The 14,617-nt window shown below is 55.6% G+C and carries 16 protein-coding genes; 9 read left to right on the top strand and 7 right to left on the bottom strand.

What is annotated here, in order from left to right:
• Nucleotides 1-57: 57 nt before the first annotated feature.
• From kdsB to ACOYW1_RS02560, 3 genes are all read left to right on the top strand, one after another.
• Nucleotides 58-810: a 3-deoxy-manno-octulosonate cytidylyltransferase gene (kdsB, locus tag ACOYW1_RS02570; protein WP_482421553.1), complete on the top strand. Its 753-nt coding sequence runs from the start codon at nucleotides 58-60 to the stop codon at nucleotides 808-810.
• Between the two features lie 86 nt (nucleotides 811-896).
• Nucleotides 897-1,379, top strand: a complete 483-nt coding sequence (locus ACOYW1_RS02565; RefSeq protein WP_482421552.1) for a glycosyltransferase family 2 protein — start codon at nucleotides 897-899, stop codon at nucleotides 1,377-1,379.
• 4 nt (nucleotides 1,380-1,383) lie between these two features.
• Complete coding sequence (locus ACOYW1_RS02560) at nucleotides 1,384-1,689, top strand: hypothetical protein (RefSeq protein WP_482421551.1); 306 nt, start codon at nucleotides 1,384-1,386, stop codon at nucleotides 1,687-1,689.
• Here ACOYW1_RS02560 and ACOYW1_RS02555 read toward each other — a convergent pair.
• The 6 genes from ACOYW1_RS02555 to ACOYW1_RS02530 form a co-directional block, all read right to left on the bottom strand.
• The gene (locus tag ACOYW1_RS02555; RefSeq protein ID WP_482421550.1) at nucleotides 1,658-2,692 is read right to left on the bottom strand and encodes a glycosyltransferase family 9 protein; all 1,035 of its coding nucleotides are present in this window, start codon (nucleotides 2,690-2,692) and stop codon (nucleotides 1,658-1,660) included. The genes ACOYW1_RS02560 and ACOYW1_RS02555 overlap by 32 nt on opposite strands.
• A 70-nt stretch (nucleotides 2,693-2,762) precedes the next feature.
• Nucleotides 2,763-3,581 (bottom strand): class I SAM-dependent methyltransferase, encoded by an 819-nt coding sequence (locus ACOYW1_RS02550; RefSeq protein WP_482421549.1) that lies wholly within the window; start codon nucleotides 3,579-3,581, stop codon nucleotides 2,763-2,765.
• Between the two features lie 159 nt (nucleotides 3,582-3,740).
• The gene (locus ACOYW1_RS02545) at nucleotides 3,741-4,298 is read right to left on the bottom strand and encodes an acyltransferase (RefSeq protein ID WP_482421548.1); all 558 of its coding nucleotides are present in this window, start codon (nucleotides 4,296-4,298) and stop codon (nucleotides 3,741-3,743) included.
• Nucleotides 4,299-4,401: 103 nt separating this feature from the next.
• Nucleotides 4,402-5,196: a glycosyltransferase gene (locus ACOYW1_RS02540; RefSeq protein WP_482421547.1), complete on the bottom strand. Its 795-nt coding sequence runs from the start codon at nucleotides 5,194-5,196 to the stop codon at nucleotides 4,402-4,404.
• Nucleotides 5,197-5,272: 76 nt separating this feature from the next.
• A complete protein-coding gene (locus ACOYW1_RS02535; RefSeq protein WP_482421546.1) occupies nucleotides 5,273-6,376 on the bottom strand; it encodes a glycosyltransferase family 4 protein in 1,104 nt (367 codons plus the stop codon).
• Nucleotides 6,377-6,469: 93 nt separating this feature from the next.
• Complete coding sequence (locus ACOYW1_RS02530) at nucleotides 6,470-7,723, bottom strand: O-antigen ligase family protein (RefSeq protein WP_482421545.1); 1,254 nt, start codon at nucleotides 7,721-7,723, stop codon at nucleotides 6,470-6,472.
• A gap of 700 nt (nucleotides 7,724-8,423) precedes the next feature.
• Here ACOYW1_RS02530 and ACOYW1_RS02525 point away from each other — a divergent pair.
• The 3 genes from ACOYW1_RS02525 to ACOYW1_RS02515 are packed head-to-tail and all read left to right on the top strand — an operon-like array spanning nucleotide 8,424 to nucleotide 10,887.
• The gene (locus tag ACOYW1_RS02525; RefSeq protein ID WP_482421544.1) at nucleotides 8,424-9,173 is read left to right on the top strand and encodes a class I SAM-dependent methyltransferase; all 750 of its coding nucleotides are present in this window, start codon (nucleotides 8,424-8,426) and stop codon (nucleotides 9,171-9,173) included.
• A 32-nt stretch (nucleotides 9,174-9,205) separates the two neighbouring features.
• The gene (locus ACOYW1_RS02520) at nucleotides 9,206-10,216 is read left to right on the top strand and encodes a glycosyltransferase family 9 protein (protein WP_482421543.1); all 1,011 of its coding nucleotides are present in this window, start codon (nucleotides 9,206-9,208) and stop codon (nucleotides 10,214-10,216) included.
• Nucleotides 10,213-10,887: a lipopolysaccharide kinase InaA family protein gene (locus ACOYW1_RS02515; protein WP_482421542.1), complete on the top strand. Its 675-nt coding sequence runs from the start codon at nucleotides 10,213-10,215 to the stop codon at nucleotides 10,885-10,887. The genes ACOYW1_RS02520 and ACOYW1_RS02515 overlap by 4 nt, the downstream gene beginning before the upstream one ends.
• On the opposite strand, the gene ACOYW1_RS02510 is transcribed toward ACOYW1_RS02515, so the two are convergent.
• On the bottom strand, nucleotides 10,871-11,914 hold the full coding sequence (locus tag ACOYW1_RS02510; protein WP_482421541.1) for a glycosyltransferase family 9 protein: 1,044 nt from the start codon (nucleotides 11,912-11,914) through the stop codon (nucleotides 10,871-10,873). The genes ACOYW1_RS02515 and ACOYW1_RS02510 overlap by 17 nt on opposite strands.
• Before the next feature lie 215 nt (nucleotides 11,915-12,129).
• On the opposite strand from ACOYW1_RS02510, the gene ACOYW1_RS02505 reads away from it, so the two are divergent.
• From ACOYW1_RS02505 to ACOYW1_RS02495, 3 genes are read left to right on the top strand one after another with little or no spacing between them, the layout of a single operon-like run.
• Nucleotides 12,130-13,086, top strand: a complete 957-nt coding sequence (locus ACOYW1_RS02505; RefSeq protein ID WP_482415040.1) for a GSU2086 family protein — start codon at nucleotides 12,130-12,132, stop codon at nucleotides 13,084-13,086.
• Between the two features lie 42 nt (nucleotides 13,087-13,128).
• Nucleotides 13,129-14,328: a D-glycero-beta-D-manno-heptose-7-phosphate kinase gene (gene rfaE1 / locus ACOYW1_RS02500; protein WP_482421540.1), complete on the top strand. Its 1,200-nt coding sequence runs from the start codon at nucleotides 13,129-13,131 to the stop codon at nucleotides 14,326-14,328.
• Nucleotides 14,261-14,578: a nucleotidyl transferase family protein gene (locus ACOYW1_RS02495; RefSeq protein ID WP_482421539.1), complete on the top strand. Its 318-nt coding sequence runs from the start codon at nucleotides 14,261-14,263 to the stop codon at nucleotides 14,576-14,578. The genes rfaE1 and ACOYW1_RS02495 overlap by 68 nt, the downstream gene beginning before the upstream one ends.
• Nucleotides 14,579-14,617: the final 39 nt, after the last annotated feature.

Genomic DNA, 14,617 nt, shown 5'->3' with positions numbered 1-14,617 from the left:
CGGGCGCAACCGCGGCGGCCACGTCACCATGTTAACCTTTGAATAAAAGAGTCCTCCATGCCCTCATCCATCCCCTGTATCGGCATCATTCCGGCACGCTACGACTCCTCCCGGTTCCCAGGCAAACCCCTGGCCCCCATCGCCGGAAAACCCATGTTCCAGCGCGTCTACGAACGGGCCTCAAGCTGCCCGTCCATCAGCCGTGTTCTCTTGGCCACCGACGACAACCGTATATATGACGCGGCCAAAACAGCCGGCGTGCCCGTGGTAATGACCTCGTCAGCCCACCGAAGCGGAACCGATCGCGTCCTTGAGGCGGCCAGGATCATCAACGCCCCCGAGCACGCCGTCATCGTCAATATCCAGGGTGACGAGCCAGCCCTTGCACCGGACATGCTCACTGAGCTCACGGCGCCCTTTTTCACAGACCCCGCCATCCGGGTCACCACCCTGGCCACGCCCATCTCACCGGAGGAGGCAACAAACCCCAACCGCGTCAAGGTGGTCACCGATGAAGCGCACCGCGCCCTCTACTTCTCAAGGTCACCCATCCCCTATCCCCGTGACGACGCCTTTGACGGGTACCTGGGACACGTTGGACTCTACGCCTTCCGTATGAAGACCCTGGAGCTATTCGCAACCCTTCCCCAGGGGACCCTGGAACAGGTGGAAAAGCTCGAACAGCTCCGGCTCCTTGAAAACGGCATCCCCATGCACGTGGGTATCACCCGCCACCAGAGCGTGGGCGTGGATCATCCAGACGATATCCCCATCGTGGAGCAGCTCCTCGCACACACACCAGATCAATAAGAACCCGATAGATCGACAGCAAAGGGCAACCTCACCGAGGGTTGCGCCATTCAATTTGAACCGAGCACACAAAGTGAAATCACCACATGCCTGAACAATCCCGAACAACCCCTACCCTTGCCGTTGCGGTCATCGTTAAAAATGAAGCGGACAACCTGTCCGCCTGCCTGAAAACCGTTGAGGGATGGGTCGATGAAATCGTCATCCTCGACTCGGGCAGCACCGATACCACCGAGGAGGTGGCCAGGCAGTTTACCGACCGATTCTTTGTCAACGCCCAGTGGCCCGGCTTCGGCCCACAGCGCCGCATAGCCCAGAGCCAGGTCAAATCAGACTATGTCCTCTGGCTGGATGCGGACGAACGGGTCACCCCGGAACTTCGCGCCAGCATCCAGGCGGCCGTTGCGGCCAACGACCCTGCAAAGGTCTTTCGCATCTCCCGCCTGAGCTGGGTGTTCAGCCAGTCATCCGGCATTGCGGCTGGTACCCGGACCGGGCGGCGGCTGACCCCACCGGCCTCACTCGCTATGACGATTCCCTGGTCCATGAGCAGCGGTGGATGCTACTGATGATATGGCTGTGGAGGACCTGTCGGGGGATGCCATTCACTACACTTACAAGGACCTGCACCACTATCTGGTCAAATCGGCGGGATACGCAAAGGCGTGGGCTGAGCAGCGGGAATCGCGAGGAAAAAAGGGAAGCATCTCACAGGGCATCCTGCACGCCCTGGGCTGTTTTTTAAAGATGTACGTTCTCAAGGTAGGATTTCTGGATGGAAAGCAGGGATTTTTGCTCTCCCTGCTGTCGGCGCATTCCACCTTCGTGAAATACGCCCATTTGTGGATCATGCGACAAAATCAGATGCCCATGGATTGATCGTCAACAGGGCCTCAGAAATATCAATGCGGCCCATGTCCGTCTCCCCGTCCGCACCGCCGCCTTCGGGCGGACAAAAGGCCAGGTGCCGCCCCTCCGAGTTGAGGGGCATCCATCGCAAAGGGGTTGAGGAGCGACGCCGGGGGAAAAATCCCACAGTGGGAACATCCAGGGCCCCTGCAATGTGAAGGGGCCCCGTGGACCCGGCAAGAAAGAGTGCCGCACAGGCGATGGACGTCGTAAAATCCACCAACCCCTCGTTTTTGTCATACAACACAGCGCGCCGTCCACGTTCTTCAACCATGGCAAGCAACCTCCGGGCATTGTCCTCTTCCCCCGGCCCTGCCGTCAACACCACCTCGCAATGGGAAGGAAGCCCGCAGATCAACTCCGCATACTGACCCAAAGAAAGATTGTTGGCAGACCCGCCGGACCCTGCATGCACAAACACCCACGGTTTTTCCAGTGAAATAGCAAGCTGCTCGGCAAGCACCCCGCGCTGCAAAGCGACCTGCTCTCCGGGCAACGCCACATAAGGAGGCCGGACCTCCACGGCGGGTTGCCCCAAATCGGCAAGAAAGCGGCGAATCAAATCCAGATTGTACTGAAATTCAGGTTTTTCCGATCGGGATCGGCGCTGCCTCAGGCGATGGGTATAGAGAATCTGGGCCAGCTTGGTGGCCGGCGCCAGGCGATACGGGATACCCGCCTTCCGCACGAGAAGGGCATTGTAGGTCGTGGAAAACAGGTTGATGGATGCGTCGAACCGGTGGCCCTTAAGCTCTTTGACTACCTTCGCCCGGTCAGCGTTGCTTCCCTTTTTGGTGGGGTCAATGATTACATCATCGATCCACGGACACAATCGCGCCAGGTCCGCCGTGTACCTTGGCACCAGCGCTGCGATCCGGCACTCCGGAAGGGATGCTTTAAGCATGGCAAAACTCGGCCACGCCAGCATAAAATCACCAATTTTGTCATTGCGTACCACAAGGATTTTTTTCATGTACAATTCCGGACACCTGACAGGTATAAATTTTGAGCAGCCACTTAACCATCTATAATTAAACAGTCAGTCAACGTCTCTTGTAATGCGCTGCGATACGTTTTCTGGATTCATCGGCTTCTTGTTTTTTTTCCAGAACCCAAAACGTATGCTTGTTCAGCAATGTCTTGGGTGACAGGTTAAGGGCGTATTGATTCCAGAACAGCTTGAGGGCAGACTTGTCGTGCTTCCACCTAAAACAGTTCCTGACAAAAGCATAGGTCGAAAGAAGGTAAACAAATGGCCCAACCAAGGGCAAAAGAGCCATGGACGACTTGCTCTTCTGGCATGGAACCCGTTCAACAATATCAAAACCATTCAGTGAAGAGATGGTCCTCAGGCTGTGGGCGGTGGGCGTAAAGAGGTGACCGTAGTAAATCTGGTCGCTCCCTTCCGAGTGCCAGATGCTGTCCACTTCGGACGGCGGCATGTTTCGCAAGGTCTCCCCTTCATGGACAAGGGACGTGAAGCGCCCCACCAGACATGACTTGTTCGGCACGGTAAGAACCAATAGCCCCCCGGGTTTCAACAACCTGTTGAATTCTCGAAACAGCTTCATGTGATCTGGAATATGCTCAATTCCCTCCTGACAGAGAACCAGATCCGCTTCGTGGTCGCCAAGGGGAATTCCATCCGACATGTCCGCAAACTCTGTTTTGATGCCCTCCGCTTCCATGAATGACGGAAAAAGATCAAATGCCAGGACCGTGGCCCCTTTTTGCTTCATGATCGCGCTGGACCGCCCGTCACCCGCCGGAACATCCAAAACAACGGCATTCTTCAATTTATCCAACGTATTAAGGTAATCCGCCACATATCGACTGATGCCTTCATAAACCATACGTTTCATGCTTCATCTCCACATACCACCACAATAGTAAGTTAGCGCATAAGAGACTCAATCAACGAAGATCTTACAAGGCAACCATCCATACCAAACAAAAAAGACCGATTGCCTTATCGTTGGTGAACGACCTGAAAAACCTCGCCCAACGTTTGGTTACACATCCTATGTCAACTCTTCACACCACGTGACTCCATCCTTGATTTCAACCGCAGGGTTTCCCACCGCGACTTTATGTGACCCTATGACCCGTGTGACCACGGAATGCAGTCCGATGATCGAATGATCCCCGACCCCCCCCCCTTTCAACACCGTACCCCCGTCGGCAATCCAGACATGTTCTCCGATAGCGATGCTTTTGGCAGGATTGACTCGTCGGCTGTCTTGAATAACATTGTGCCCGTCACTTGTCATGATTTTTACATTGCGTGACAACGATGTATTTTTATCGACTGTAATGGAGATACCATTCTCCTTGGCGGACAGGTAGCACTTATGGCCGATTCGGCAATTTTCACCGATCACGATGGAACAATCATTTCCGACAATCTCCAAAAACGTATCACGGATACTGGCCCCTTTGTGGATGACCAGCCTGTTGTTCTGCCCCTTGATAGAAATAAAGCACCGCCTGACGCGAGCCGCCCTGTCGATGCGTACAACGTGATTTCCCCTGATCCGCACTTTGTTTCGAACGTAGAACAAAATCTTATTCAACATCATCTTTCATGCTCCACAAGCTTGAATTGAAAGGCAACCCAGATGCCCTGTCGATCAAACCACAATAATTGATCCGAAGGAAAACCACCTGCAGCATGGAGACAGGCTATGGCAACTCTCTTTTTTTTATCCCATTGGCGCACCAGTGGGAATTCTGTTTCAACTTTCCTGAGTAAACACCAAAGCTCTTGCTATAGGATTCGTTTCTATCCGTCATTGGATGGTGAAGGTGATACTGAACGGTGTTGAACTTGGTGGACTCAAAGCGAACCCCCATTAGCCTCAACCGGCGCTCGATATCGGTATCCTCCCCGATACACGCGCTTTCAAAGTCCTCATCGAACCCATTGATTTGAAGCAGCTTTTCCCTTGAGACACAAAAATTGGATCCCACAATACCATGCTTCCGAATGGACAGCCGAAACGGCAGCCAGATTGCGTTTTCCTTTCGCTTGCTGTCGGAACATACAATGGACGGCAGGTTCACCTGCCCGATGCCCAAAGTCCCATTCAGGAGCCTGTCCGTAAATGACTTGCCCAGCATCACCCGGCGGCCGAACAGGCAGACATCTTTTTTGCAGCGCTTTGCATACTCCGAAATAAACCGGGGGTGCAATGCGCAATCCCCGTCGATAAACACCAGGAATTTCCCTGTTGCCACGGCCACCGCTTTGTTGAGAATCCTGCACTTTCGAAACCCGTGATCCCCTTGGGTAAGATGCGTTATTGAAACCGATGATCGCACCCTGTAAGAATCCACGACCTCTTTGATGGCGGCGTTGCTTCCGTCTTCAGCCACAACAACTTCAAAATTTGTATCCCTTTGCCGCATCACAGACGACAGAACTATGTCGAGAAAATCAGCTCGGTTGTAAACAGAAATTATCAATGTAATATTCATTGTTTTTCCACAACATAAAAAACGTATTTTGCCTAAGGTCGGGACCCTCCGAAGTATATCTTCCGACCGGCCGACGTCACAGCGAGGTCAAAACCCCCAGCATTTCCTGAAATTGAGTCTGCTCGTCAAAACAATCACAGGCCCGCTGCCGGCCCTCCTGGGCGATCTGTCCCCTCTCCTCACCATGGGTGTAAAGATACCCGATCTTGTCGGCCAGGTCCCGGCTGTCCAGACTCTCGAATAACAGTCCGGACCGGCGATCCTCAATGATCTCAAGGGGACCTCCGCGATTACTCCCGATGACGGCAACACCGCACTTCATGGCTTCAATGAGAACCATCCCGAAGGTCTCCTCCTCCGGAGGCAACACCACCACATCACAGGTCTGCATAAGTTCCTGCACATTGGTCACAAACCCGGTAAACACGATATTCGACTCCAGTTCGTCACGCTTCAAGCCTGCCTTGAGGTCTTCAAGATACGACTCTTCCATGGCGTCCCCCACAAGAAGGGCCTTGATCTCCACCCCCTGTTGCTTCAACCGTTTTACGGCATCAATAAGAAGATACTGTCCCTTGCCCTCCTCGATCCGGGCAACCACCCCCACGGTAAACGAAGCCCCTAAGGCATACTGCGCACGCAGCGCCTGTTTCCGGTCTTCATCAATGGGCTGAGGTGTTTTGGCCCCAATATAATGAGTCTCCACCGCGGGCCTCACGCCAGAGGGGACATACGCCTCGATCTGCTTCTGGACCTGCCGGGTAACTGCAATCATCATGTCCATGTGCTTGTACAAAAACTTATGGTACATATCCCCTTTAAAGCGGGTCATGGTCATGTGCCGGGACTGCACCAGCTTTGGTTTTTTCCGGGAAAAAAGCTTGGCCAACACGGCAATGGGGATATCCTTTGTCCAGTGGATATGGATGACGTCAATATCCTCTGCGTCGATGATACCCGCAATTTTCCTGGCAGTGCGAAACGGCAGGAGCTTGGGCGGCTTCCGAAGGGAAATACACGGCACCCCCGCTTTGTCAAAGGCCCCTTTCAACCGCCCCGCCTCCGACACAATGCAGGTCAGATTCACCTCGGGAGCAAGGAAAGTGGAAAGCCTCAAGGCATAAAGTTCAAGGCCTCCCAAATCTGGAGACAGGCACAACTGAAGAATATGTTGGTTCATACGAAACACTCCGTATCCTTAAATCCATTACGATGAACGCATCACCCGACAGGCCGCCCGAAAATACGCTACCCGCCATGGTATACCGCCATCTTATGTGGCCGAATTCACCCGGTGCTCCGTATTCCGGGCAACCATCAATCCACCGAAAAGAACCAAGACAAGCAAAATCCCGCCGTACGAAACAAGCTCACCATGGAAAAACTGGCTCGCCAAAAAACCCGCCCCCCCGGAAATAGCTGCCTGCACATACACGGCCTGTTCTGGGGGAACCCAGGCCAGGCCCCGGATAAGCTGATAGAATATCAAAACACCACACACAGAAAAAACAAAAAAAAAGAGCAACCCACATTCAGCCAACAGCTGGATGTAGCTGTTGTGGAAATTTCCAGGATACGTATTGCTCCAAGGATACTTCTTTTGATAGGCCTCGGACTGTGAGGCGTAAAAGGCCTTAAACTGTTCGTCGATCTTCTCCCGGCCGGCCCCCAGGAACAGATGCTGTGTGGAAAAATCCAGCCCAGCACGCCACAGCTGGAGCCTGGCAAGGTTCGAATGGTTGGAGGTGGTATCCCCGATGGACTTGAACTCCGTAATCACCTTACCTGCAGGGCCGATGCTGCAGGCGATCACCACCAAGACAACACCTGCAATAAGGCACTTGCGATTAAACAGCAAAGCATACACCCCAAGTCCCAAGATGACACCCAGCCAGGCCCCCCGAATGGCGGTCATGATCATCCCCCAGAAAAGCAGCCCCGCGATGCAGACCAAAACAGCAACCCACACCGGGCCTATCTTTCGCCTGAAGGAACCGTTTCCAAGATAGACCACAATGCCCAGGATAGTAACCATCAGCATGTCTGCGGTACGCCCGACGGCATGCCTGCCATGAAACAACCCTAACACACGCTGTCCTGGGTCTGCCATCCCCCAAGAAACAGCCACCACACCCGAAAGAAGCACCGCCCCCAAAAGCCATCCAAATCTCTTTTCATCCCGGATCGCACTGGCAAGAACAATGGGAAGAAAAAAGAATTTCATGTCGTTTAAAAACGAAGCCACGGAAGCCAGTCCGCCTGAAACTGAAAACAGGGCCGTGACGGCCCCTACCCCAATGGGGACAAGGAAAAAGGAAAGGTACTTATTTTCTGTTAAAAGAGGCTGCCTGTTTATCCCTGCAGAGACAAGCCCCATCAAAAGCAGCAGCCCTCCCAAAGAGTTCATGGCAGCCTTGGAGACGAACACAAAGAGACAAAAAAGAATGGCAAGCCCGAATGTCGCCTTGTCCAAATAGCCGCCCCATATTTCTCGTCGATTTACTACGATAGAGTCCTGTTCTTCCACACACCGCTCCTGAAGAATCATCAAAACATGCCATCAGAAAAGCCTGAACGCATGACATTGTTTTTTTGTATTGCGAAAACATAAGGTTATTGTCAGCACATCATGGCAGGGCATGGCAGGGCATATGAAAAGGGGCTTCGCGAAAACGAGGCAACGCTGATTTTTGAAACATTCTGGTCCCGTGGAGCGATCTCTTTCGTCCTTGATATCCGATCCAAACAGCCCCAACCAAACCCAGGTGGTCACCAAAGCTGCGTCAACCCGCCCGAAACCGCAATGTACGGATAAAAATCACCGCTACGTGCGAGCCATGACGTTCCTCAGAAATGAAAACAAGATGCATCCATCGCCCCCCTGAATCGCCATACAGCCCAGGGTAGTATTTTTGAAAAGTGATATCACAACCTGGAGGCTGTCACAACGCCATAAACAGAACGTCTTAAAACATAACAAGAGAACGGATGTTTGAAGATCCTTCCCGCCTGCCTGATACGGTCATGGGATATCGCCTCATTGCTCTCATTCCGGGTATCCCGTTTACCGAAGGCCACCGGCAAGATCACGATATTGCCTTCGCTCACGATAAATCATACGTATATTCAATGGACTTTTTCCCACAATGTTTATATATTCAGCTCGAAAATTATAGCAATCTTCCGTAATCGACACTTACGCGCTTGCGCGAAAAAAAGCGACCATAATGAAAAAATTCTCACACGTTAAAAATTTCACGGGGTACATGGCCAAGGTGTACCATGAAGTCGTCAAACGACCTGAAAAGCAGGATATCCTCGATATTCCTGCGGGAAATGGCCTTCTGTCCCAGAAGCTCGCCCAAGCAGGCCACAACGTCGTCTGTGCCGATATCAACGCCGAAAAACCGGACTATGTATACGCCGACATGGAAGCGAGCCTCCCTTTTGAGGATGAACGTTTCGATACCATCCTCTGCTTAGAAGGGGTCGAACATGTGATCGAACCGAACAGGCTCATTGCCGAGCTGTGCAGAATCTGCCGGTCAAGCGGACGCGTGATCATCTCCCTGCCCAATATCCACAACCTGTACAGCAGGTTCCAGTTCCTCTTTACCGGGACGTTTTTCCAGTTTGAGCCCTACGCCAACCAGCCCGCCCTTAAGGATGAAAAAATCGACAGGGGTCATATTTCATCCTTGAGTATCGTTCAGCTAAAATACCTGTTCGCATGCCACGGAGCTGAGCTCATTGGTATAGATGGAGACAAGTTCAAGCGAAAAATCCTGATTCCCCTGCTCTCTCCGATTCTGCTCCTGGGATTTGCGTGGCTCCAGATGCCGAAATTCCGGAACACGTGGAGCGGTGGCAAGGCCCTAAAAGCCCCCAACTGGATGTTCCACCACAACCTGCTGTTCAGCCGGTCGCTCATTCTGGTTTTCGAAAAAAAAGAGGACGGAACAACCTCACCCAAATGACCTACGCGGGACACCACTGAAACAGACCTTATATGAAAATACTGATTGTCCAGACCAGTTTTTTGGGAGACACCATCCTCTCAACGCCCGTCATCGAAGGCATTAAAAGCCTCCATCCCGATGCCGAGCTTTGGATGATGGCCACCCCCTTGTCCAGCCATCTTGTGGCCCACGACCCACTGCTCTCCGGGGTCATTCCCTATGACAAACGAGGGAGCGCCAAAGGAATCAAGGGACTTCGGGCCATGGCAGCACAGGTGAAAGCCATGGGTTTCGACCGGGTCTACTCACTTCACCGATCCATCCGCACCAGTGTGATGCTCGCCCTTGCAGGGATCCCGGAGCGCATCGGCTTTTCCAATGCCAAAGGGCGCTTTCTCTATCATCGGACCTTTCGACGGGACCCGTCGGTCCATGACGTACTGAGAAACCTTGCCATCCTTGAAGGCGAAGCCGACATCACCACCTTGAAGGCCGACATGCGCCTTTTTCCGCCCCCTGATGCCGACATCTCCGAGGACCTCAAACAGGCCATGCCCCCGGGCTCTTTTGCCCTCATGGTTCCGGGAAGCGCCTGGGAGACCAAAATGTGGCACTCCGAAGGCTACCGTGCGGTTGCCAAGGCTCTCTTGGACAAAGGGCTCTCCGTTGTGGTGGCTGGCGGACCAGCCGAAGCCGAGGCCTGCAGCCAGGCATCCCAAGGGATCCCGGCCATAAACCTTGCAGGAAAGACGGGCATCGGTGAGATGATCTGGGTTGCCAGCCGGGCGACAGTAATCATCTGCAACGACAGCATGGCCCTTCATATGGCCTCGGCCCTCAAGGTGCCCAACGTGGCAATCTTCTGCTCCACCACCCCTGCCTTCGGCTTCGGGCCCTGGAAAAACAGAGCCATTGTGGTGGAAAAAGAGCTTCCATGCCGCCCCTGCGGCCGACACGGGAAACGGGAGTGCCCCAACGGCACCGAAGCGTGCATGCGGGAAATCACCCCGCAGCAGGTGCTCTCCGCCGTGGAGACCCTCCTGGCAGAGGAGCACTCATGAAGATCGGCCCTTATACTGTCACAAGCCACCTTGCCCTCACACACGACGAAGCGGCCCGCCTTATACAGCACCTGCCCCACACCCTGGCGCAGACCACCAAGACCTTGGGGGGACGGGGTTCCCTGCAGTTCATTGACGGCATCGCCGGAAAGCATGTGGCCATCAAGCCTTTCCTGAGGGGAGGACTCCTGGGCAAGGTCAACCGAAAATTCTACATGGGATGCGGACAGAGCAGGGCCGCTCGGGAATGTGAACTTCTGGCAAGGTTCGCAGGAACGGCCGTCAAGGCCCCTGTTCCCCTGGGCACCATTGAATCGGGCAAAATCCTTCGATGCTGCTGGCTTCTCATGGAGACCGTACCCCACGATCACACACTGGCCACAGCCCATCTCCCGGAAGACCGGCTGGAGCCCCTCTTTGTTCGCCTTGCCCCCCAGATGAAGGCCCTGCTCGATATGGGAATCCACCATGTGGACCTGCACCCGGGCAACATCATCGTCACTGAAGGGGACCTGCCCGTTCTCATTGACTTCGACAAGGCCCGGGAAGGGGTCGGTCCCAGGCAGGAGCTTGCTGAACTCTACGTCAAAAGGTGGCTCCGGGCCGTGAAAAAGCACAACCTGCCCGAAACCCTCAGCCATCATTTCATACGTATCATGGACGGTCTGTAGCCGATCCGGCATAGCGTTCAAGGGCCAGATCGATCTTTTCCGTGACATCGGATACGGAGATGTACTCCATGCGCCCTGTCTTAAAATAACGCCTGGCCCCGTTCTCTTCCGCAGATTCCGTGAACCGGTCGATGAGAAGCTCCTGAAAGCGCCGGTAGGGTCCGCAACGCCTGGGATTGGAATACCCGAACAGACTCACGGTGGGTACGTTGAGAGCCACGGCCATGTGCAGGGGTCCCGTGTCCGGAGAGACCACAACCGTGGAGCCCGACAGCACCACGAGAAGATCCCGAATACCGTTTTGAAGGGCAATAACGGGCTTTGTTTCGGCCAGGCGGCTGATCTCATCTGCCAGGGCTTTCTCCCGCGAACTCGGGCCACCTGTAAGAACCGGAACCATGCCTTTTCGAGCCACATGATCCACAGCCTCAGCGTAGCGGTCCGCAGGCCAGTCTTTGTCGGGGCTGGAAGAAGCCACCACAAAGGTAACGGCCGGAGCCGCCAGGCCGTCAAAAAAAGCGGACCGCTTGTCCTGCTCGGCGTCGGTAAACCCGAAATTCCACGCCACAGGGTAACCCGTTACACCCAGGTACTCCGCAAACTCAAAAAACTGGTCCTGAACGTGGCCCGGGGTCTTCTTGGGAATGCGCCGGTTGGAAAAGAGCCACTGGCACTCCCGGGACCGGGCCATATCAAAGCCCAGCTTGAGCCGCCCCTTGATCAGGGTGGAGATGGCGCTGGCCTTGATGCTCACCTGGAGCATGAGGACCACGTCATACACCTCGCCCTTGAACCGTTTCCGCAACGCCTGCCAGTGCTTACGCCCACCTTTGCGATCAAAGAGCACATAGTGATCTGCCGCACCTTGATGCTTGACCATCTCATAGGCCAGGGGCTGGAGCACCCAGGTGATCTCCGCGTCCGGATATCCGTGACGCAGGGCCTCCACCAGGGCCATGGCATGGACCACATCCCCCAGGGCCGAAGTTCGAATCACACATATCTTTTTAGCCGGAATTTTATCCATTCCCACATCCTTCCCACGTTTTAACTCGCCGGTTCAAAAGGCCGTGTTGCCCTTGCCGCAAGGCCATGTTTTCGGTAACCATGGGAGAGGGAAAATCCCCTTCCACTGCCGGGCAACGCTGTGATATGACTTGATGCACAAAAAAGCCACCTCACACGAAGCCCAACACCAGCCGTCCCGTGTGTCCATAACCCAAACAACGACTCTGTGATACCATGACCCGATACAAAGAGATAGACATAACCAAGGTCCGGACCTACTCCGCCACCCAACGCCCTTCCAAAGTAACCACCTCCCTTGAGGGCACCCCTTGCGAGGCGGGAACCTCCATGGCCCGATTCTTCCAAAACCTTCCCGGGATATTAAAGGCAGGCGACCTCCTGGCCGTGGCCCGTGCCGTGGTGGAAGCCAAAGCCAAGGGCAAGCCCGTCATGGCCATGATCGGCGGGCACGTTATCAAGACAGGTTGCTCACCCATCCTGGCCGACCTTGCACGGCAGGGATTCATCACCCACTTTGCCTCCAACGGCGCGGCAGGGATCCACGACACCGAGCTGGCCCGCTTTGGCCACACCTCGGAAGACGTGGCCGCCCAGCTGGAAGACGGCTCCTTCGGCATGGCCGAAGACACGGCCGCCCTGGTCAACAACGCCGCGGAACGGGCAGCTGAAGGCACCGAAGGGTTCGGCCAGGCCGTAGGCGCCATGCTCATCGAAGAGGACGCCCCCCACAGGGGCCGGGCGCTTTTGGCCAGGACCCACGAGCTGGGGATCCCATACACTCTCCACGTGGCCCTGGGCACCGACATTGTCCACCAGCACCCTACGGCCAAGGGAGCCGCCATCGGCGAAGCCTCCTTAAGGGACTTTCGCATCTTTGCCCACAGCGTCTCCAACCTTGGAGACGGCGGGGTGGTCCTCAACTTCGGCAGCGCCGTCATCATGCCCGAAGTGTTCCTCAAAGCCCTGGCCGTGGCCCGAAACCTGGGACACAAGGTCACCCACTTCACCACGGCAAACTTCGACATGATCCAACATTACCGGCCCCACGTCAACGTGGTCTCCCGCCCCGTCATGCCGGGCGGCAAAGGCTATGCCATCACAGGGCACCACGAGATCATGATCCCCCTGCTGGCCTCTGCCATCATGGAGATCGAAGCCGGTAGCCTGTAGCGCCCGAGCACGTACACCCAAACGAAGGAAACCTGACACACCATGCACATCAACACCGATACCTTCAGCACCACACGCGTCCTTGTGGTGGGCGACGTCATGCTGGACCGATACATCTGGGGCGAGGTGGAACGCATCTCACCCGAGGCCCCGGTCCCCGTGGTCAAAACCGGTGAGACCACCGAAATTTTAGGCGGCGCAGGCAATGTGGCCGCCAACCTGGCCGGATTGGGATGCCAGGTCACCCTGGTGGGCCTCCTGGGAGACGACGAAACAGGCAGGCGCGTCACCTGGCTTGCACGAGACATGGGCATCGCAACGGACGGCCTTGTGGCTTCCAAAGAGCGTCCCACCACAACAAAAACGCGCATCATGGCTCAAAAGCAGCAACTCTTCCGACTGGACAGCGAGGTTGCCGCCATCCTCTCCGAAACCGATGAAGCGCAGCTCCTGGCAACCTGCAGCTCAACCCTGGAATCTGCCGACGCCCTGATCCTCTCGGACTACGGCAAAGGGATGATGCAGACCGAGGGCGTCTGCCAGGCCCTGATCCGTATGGCCACAGACAAAGGGATTCCTGTGTTTGTGGACCCCAAGGGAAGCGACTGGGACCGCTACCACGGCGCCACCTGCGTCACCCCCAACACCAGCGAGCTTGAGCTGGTCGTGGGCCACCGCCTCACCCCAAGCGAAGCGGCCGTCACCGATCAGGTGGAAGAGACCCGCACCACCTACGGCCTTGCCAACCTTCTCCTCACCCGAGGGGCTGACGGGATGTGCCTCAAAGCAGGGGCTGAAGACGCCCTGTTCATCCCCACCGAAGCCAGAGAGGTCTTTGATGTCTCCGGCGCCGGGGACACGGTCATCGCCACCCTGGCCGCAGCCGTTGCCGCAGGACTCCCCTTTGACGCATCCGCTCGCCTGGCCAACGCGGCCGCAGGCATTGTGGTGGGTAAGCTGGGAACCCGGCCTGTCACCATCGGCGAACTCAAACAGGATGAAGGGACAGAAAAATGGGAGCCGGCTCGACGCTGCAACCGTCCAGACACCACCCACGCCGTGCCTGGCAGGACAACGGCCAACGGCGGCGGTCTCCGACCAGCTCGACCTGTCCCCTTCCCACCACGGCCACGTGGACATTCTCCACAAGTCCCGGAATCTGGGGGATCGTCTGGTGGTGGGACTCAACAGCGACGCGTCCGTACGCAGGCTCAAGGGAAGCCGTCGCCCCATCGTGGGTGAGGAGGACCGCGGCGCCATCTTGAGCGCCCTCTCCTCCGTGGACCTTGTTGTGATCTTTGACGAAGACACCCCCATTGAACTGATCCGGGCGTTAAAGCCCGATATCCTGGTCAAAGGAGCGGACTACAAGCCCCACGAGGTGGTGGGCAAAGAGGTGGTAGAGAGCTACGGAGGCCGCGTGGAACTCGTTCCCCTCATGGAGGGCCGCAGCACCACGGGGATTGAGCAGCGTATTTTAGACAAGCAGTAAAAATCTTTAGCCATCACGGTCAACACACGGCGTAAAAAA

Source organism: Desulfoluna sp. CYM3A, from assembly GCF_056829965.1.
Note: the sequence above shows the minus strand (reverse complement) of the source record. Positions and strands in the feature narration are given on the sequence as shown.

Bases quoted from the DNA above. Each gene is read 5' to 3' on its own strand.
- ACOYW1_RS02550 (WP_482421549.1), bottom strand. From the start codon at position 3,581: ATGAAACGTATGGTTTATGAAGGCATCAGTCGATATGTGGCGGATTAC.
- ACOYW1_RS02525 (WP_482421544.1), top strand. From the start codon at position 8,424: ATGAAAAAATTCTCACACGTTAAAAATTTCACGGGGTACATGGCCAAG.
- ACOYW1_RS02560 (WP_482421551.1), top strand. From the start codon at position 1,384: ATGGCTGTGGAGGACCTGTCGGGGGATGCCATTCACTACACTTACAAG.
- ACOYW1_RS02545 (WP_482421548.1), bottom strand. From the start codon at position 4,298: ATGATGTTGAATAAGATTTTGTTCTACGTTCGAAACAAAGTGCGGATC.
- ACOYW1_RS02505 (WP_482415040.1), top strand. From the start codon at position 12,130: ATGACCCGATACAAAGAGATAGACATAACCAAGGTCCGGACCTACTCC.
- rfaE1 (WP_482421540.1), top strand. From the start codon at position 13,129: ATGCACATCAACACCGATACCTTCAGCACCACACGCGTCCTTGTGGTG.
- ACOYW1_RS02540 (WP_482421547.1), bottom strand. From the start codon at position 5,196: ATGAATATTACATTGATAATTTCTGTTTACAACCGAGCTGATTTTCTC.
- ACOYW1_RS02565 (WP_482421552.1), top strand. From the start codon at position 897: ATGCCTGAACAATCCCGAACAACCCCTACCCTTGCCGTTGCGGTCATC.
- kdsB (WP_482421553.1), top strand. From the start codon at position 58: ATGCCCTCATCCATCCCCTGTATCGGCATCATTCCGGCACGCTACGAC.
- ACOYW1_RS02520 (WP_482421543.1), top strand. From the start codon at position 9,206: ATGAAAATACTGATTGTCCAGACCAGTTTTTTGGGAGACACCATCCTC.
- ACOYW1_RS02555 (WP_482421550.1), bottom strand. From the start codon at position 2,692: ATGAAAAAAATCCTTGTGGTACGCAATGACAAAATTGGTGATTTTATG.
- ACOYW1_RS02515 (WP_482421542.1), top strand. From the start codon at position 10,213: ATGAAGATCGGCCCTTATACTGTCACAAGCCACCTTGCCCTCACACAC.
- ACOYW1_RS02535 (WP_482421546.1), bottom strand. From the start codon at position 6,376: ATGAACCAACATATTCTTCAGTTGTGCCTGTCTCCAGATTTGGGAGGC.
- ACOYW1_RS02510 (WP_482421541.1), bottom strand. From the start codon at position 11,914: ATGGATAAAATTCCGGCTAAAAAGATATGTGTGATTCGAACTTCGGCC.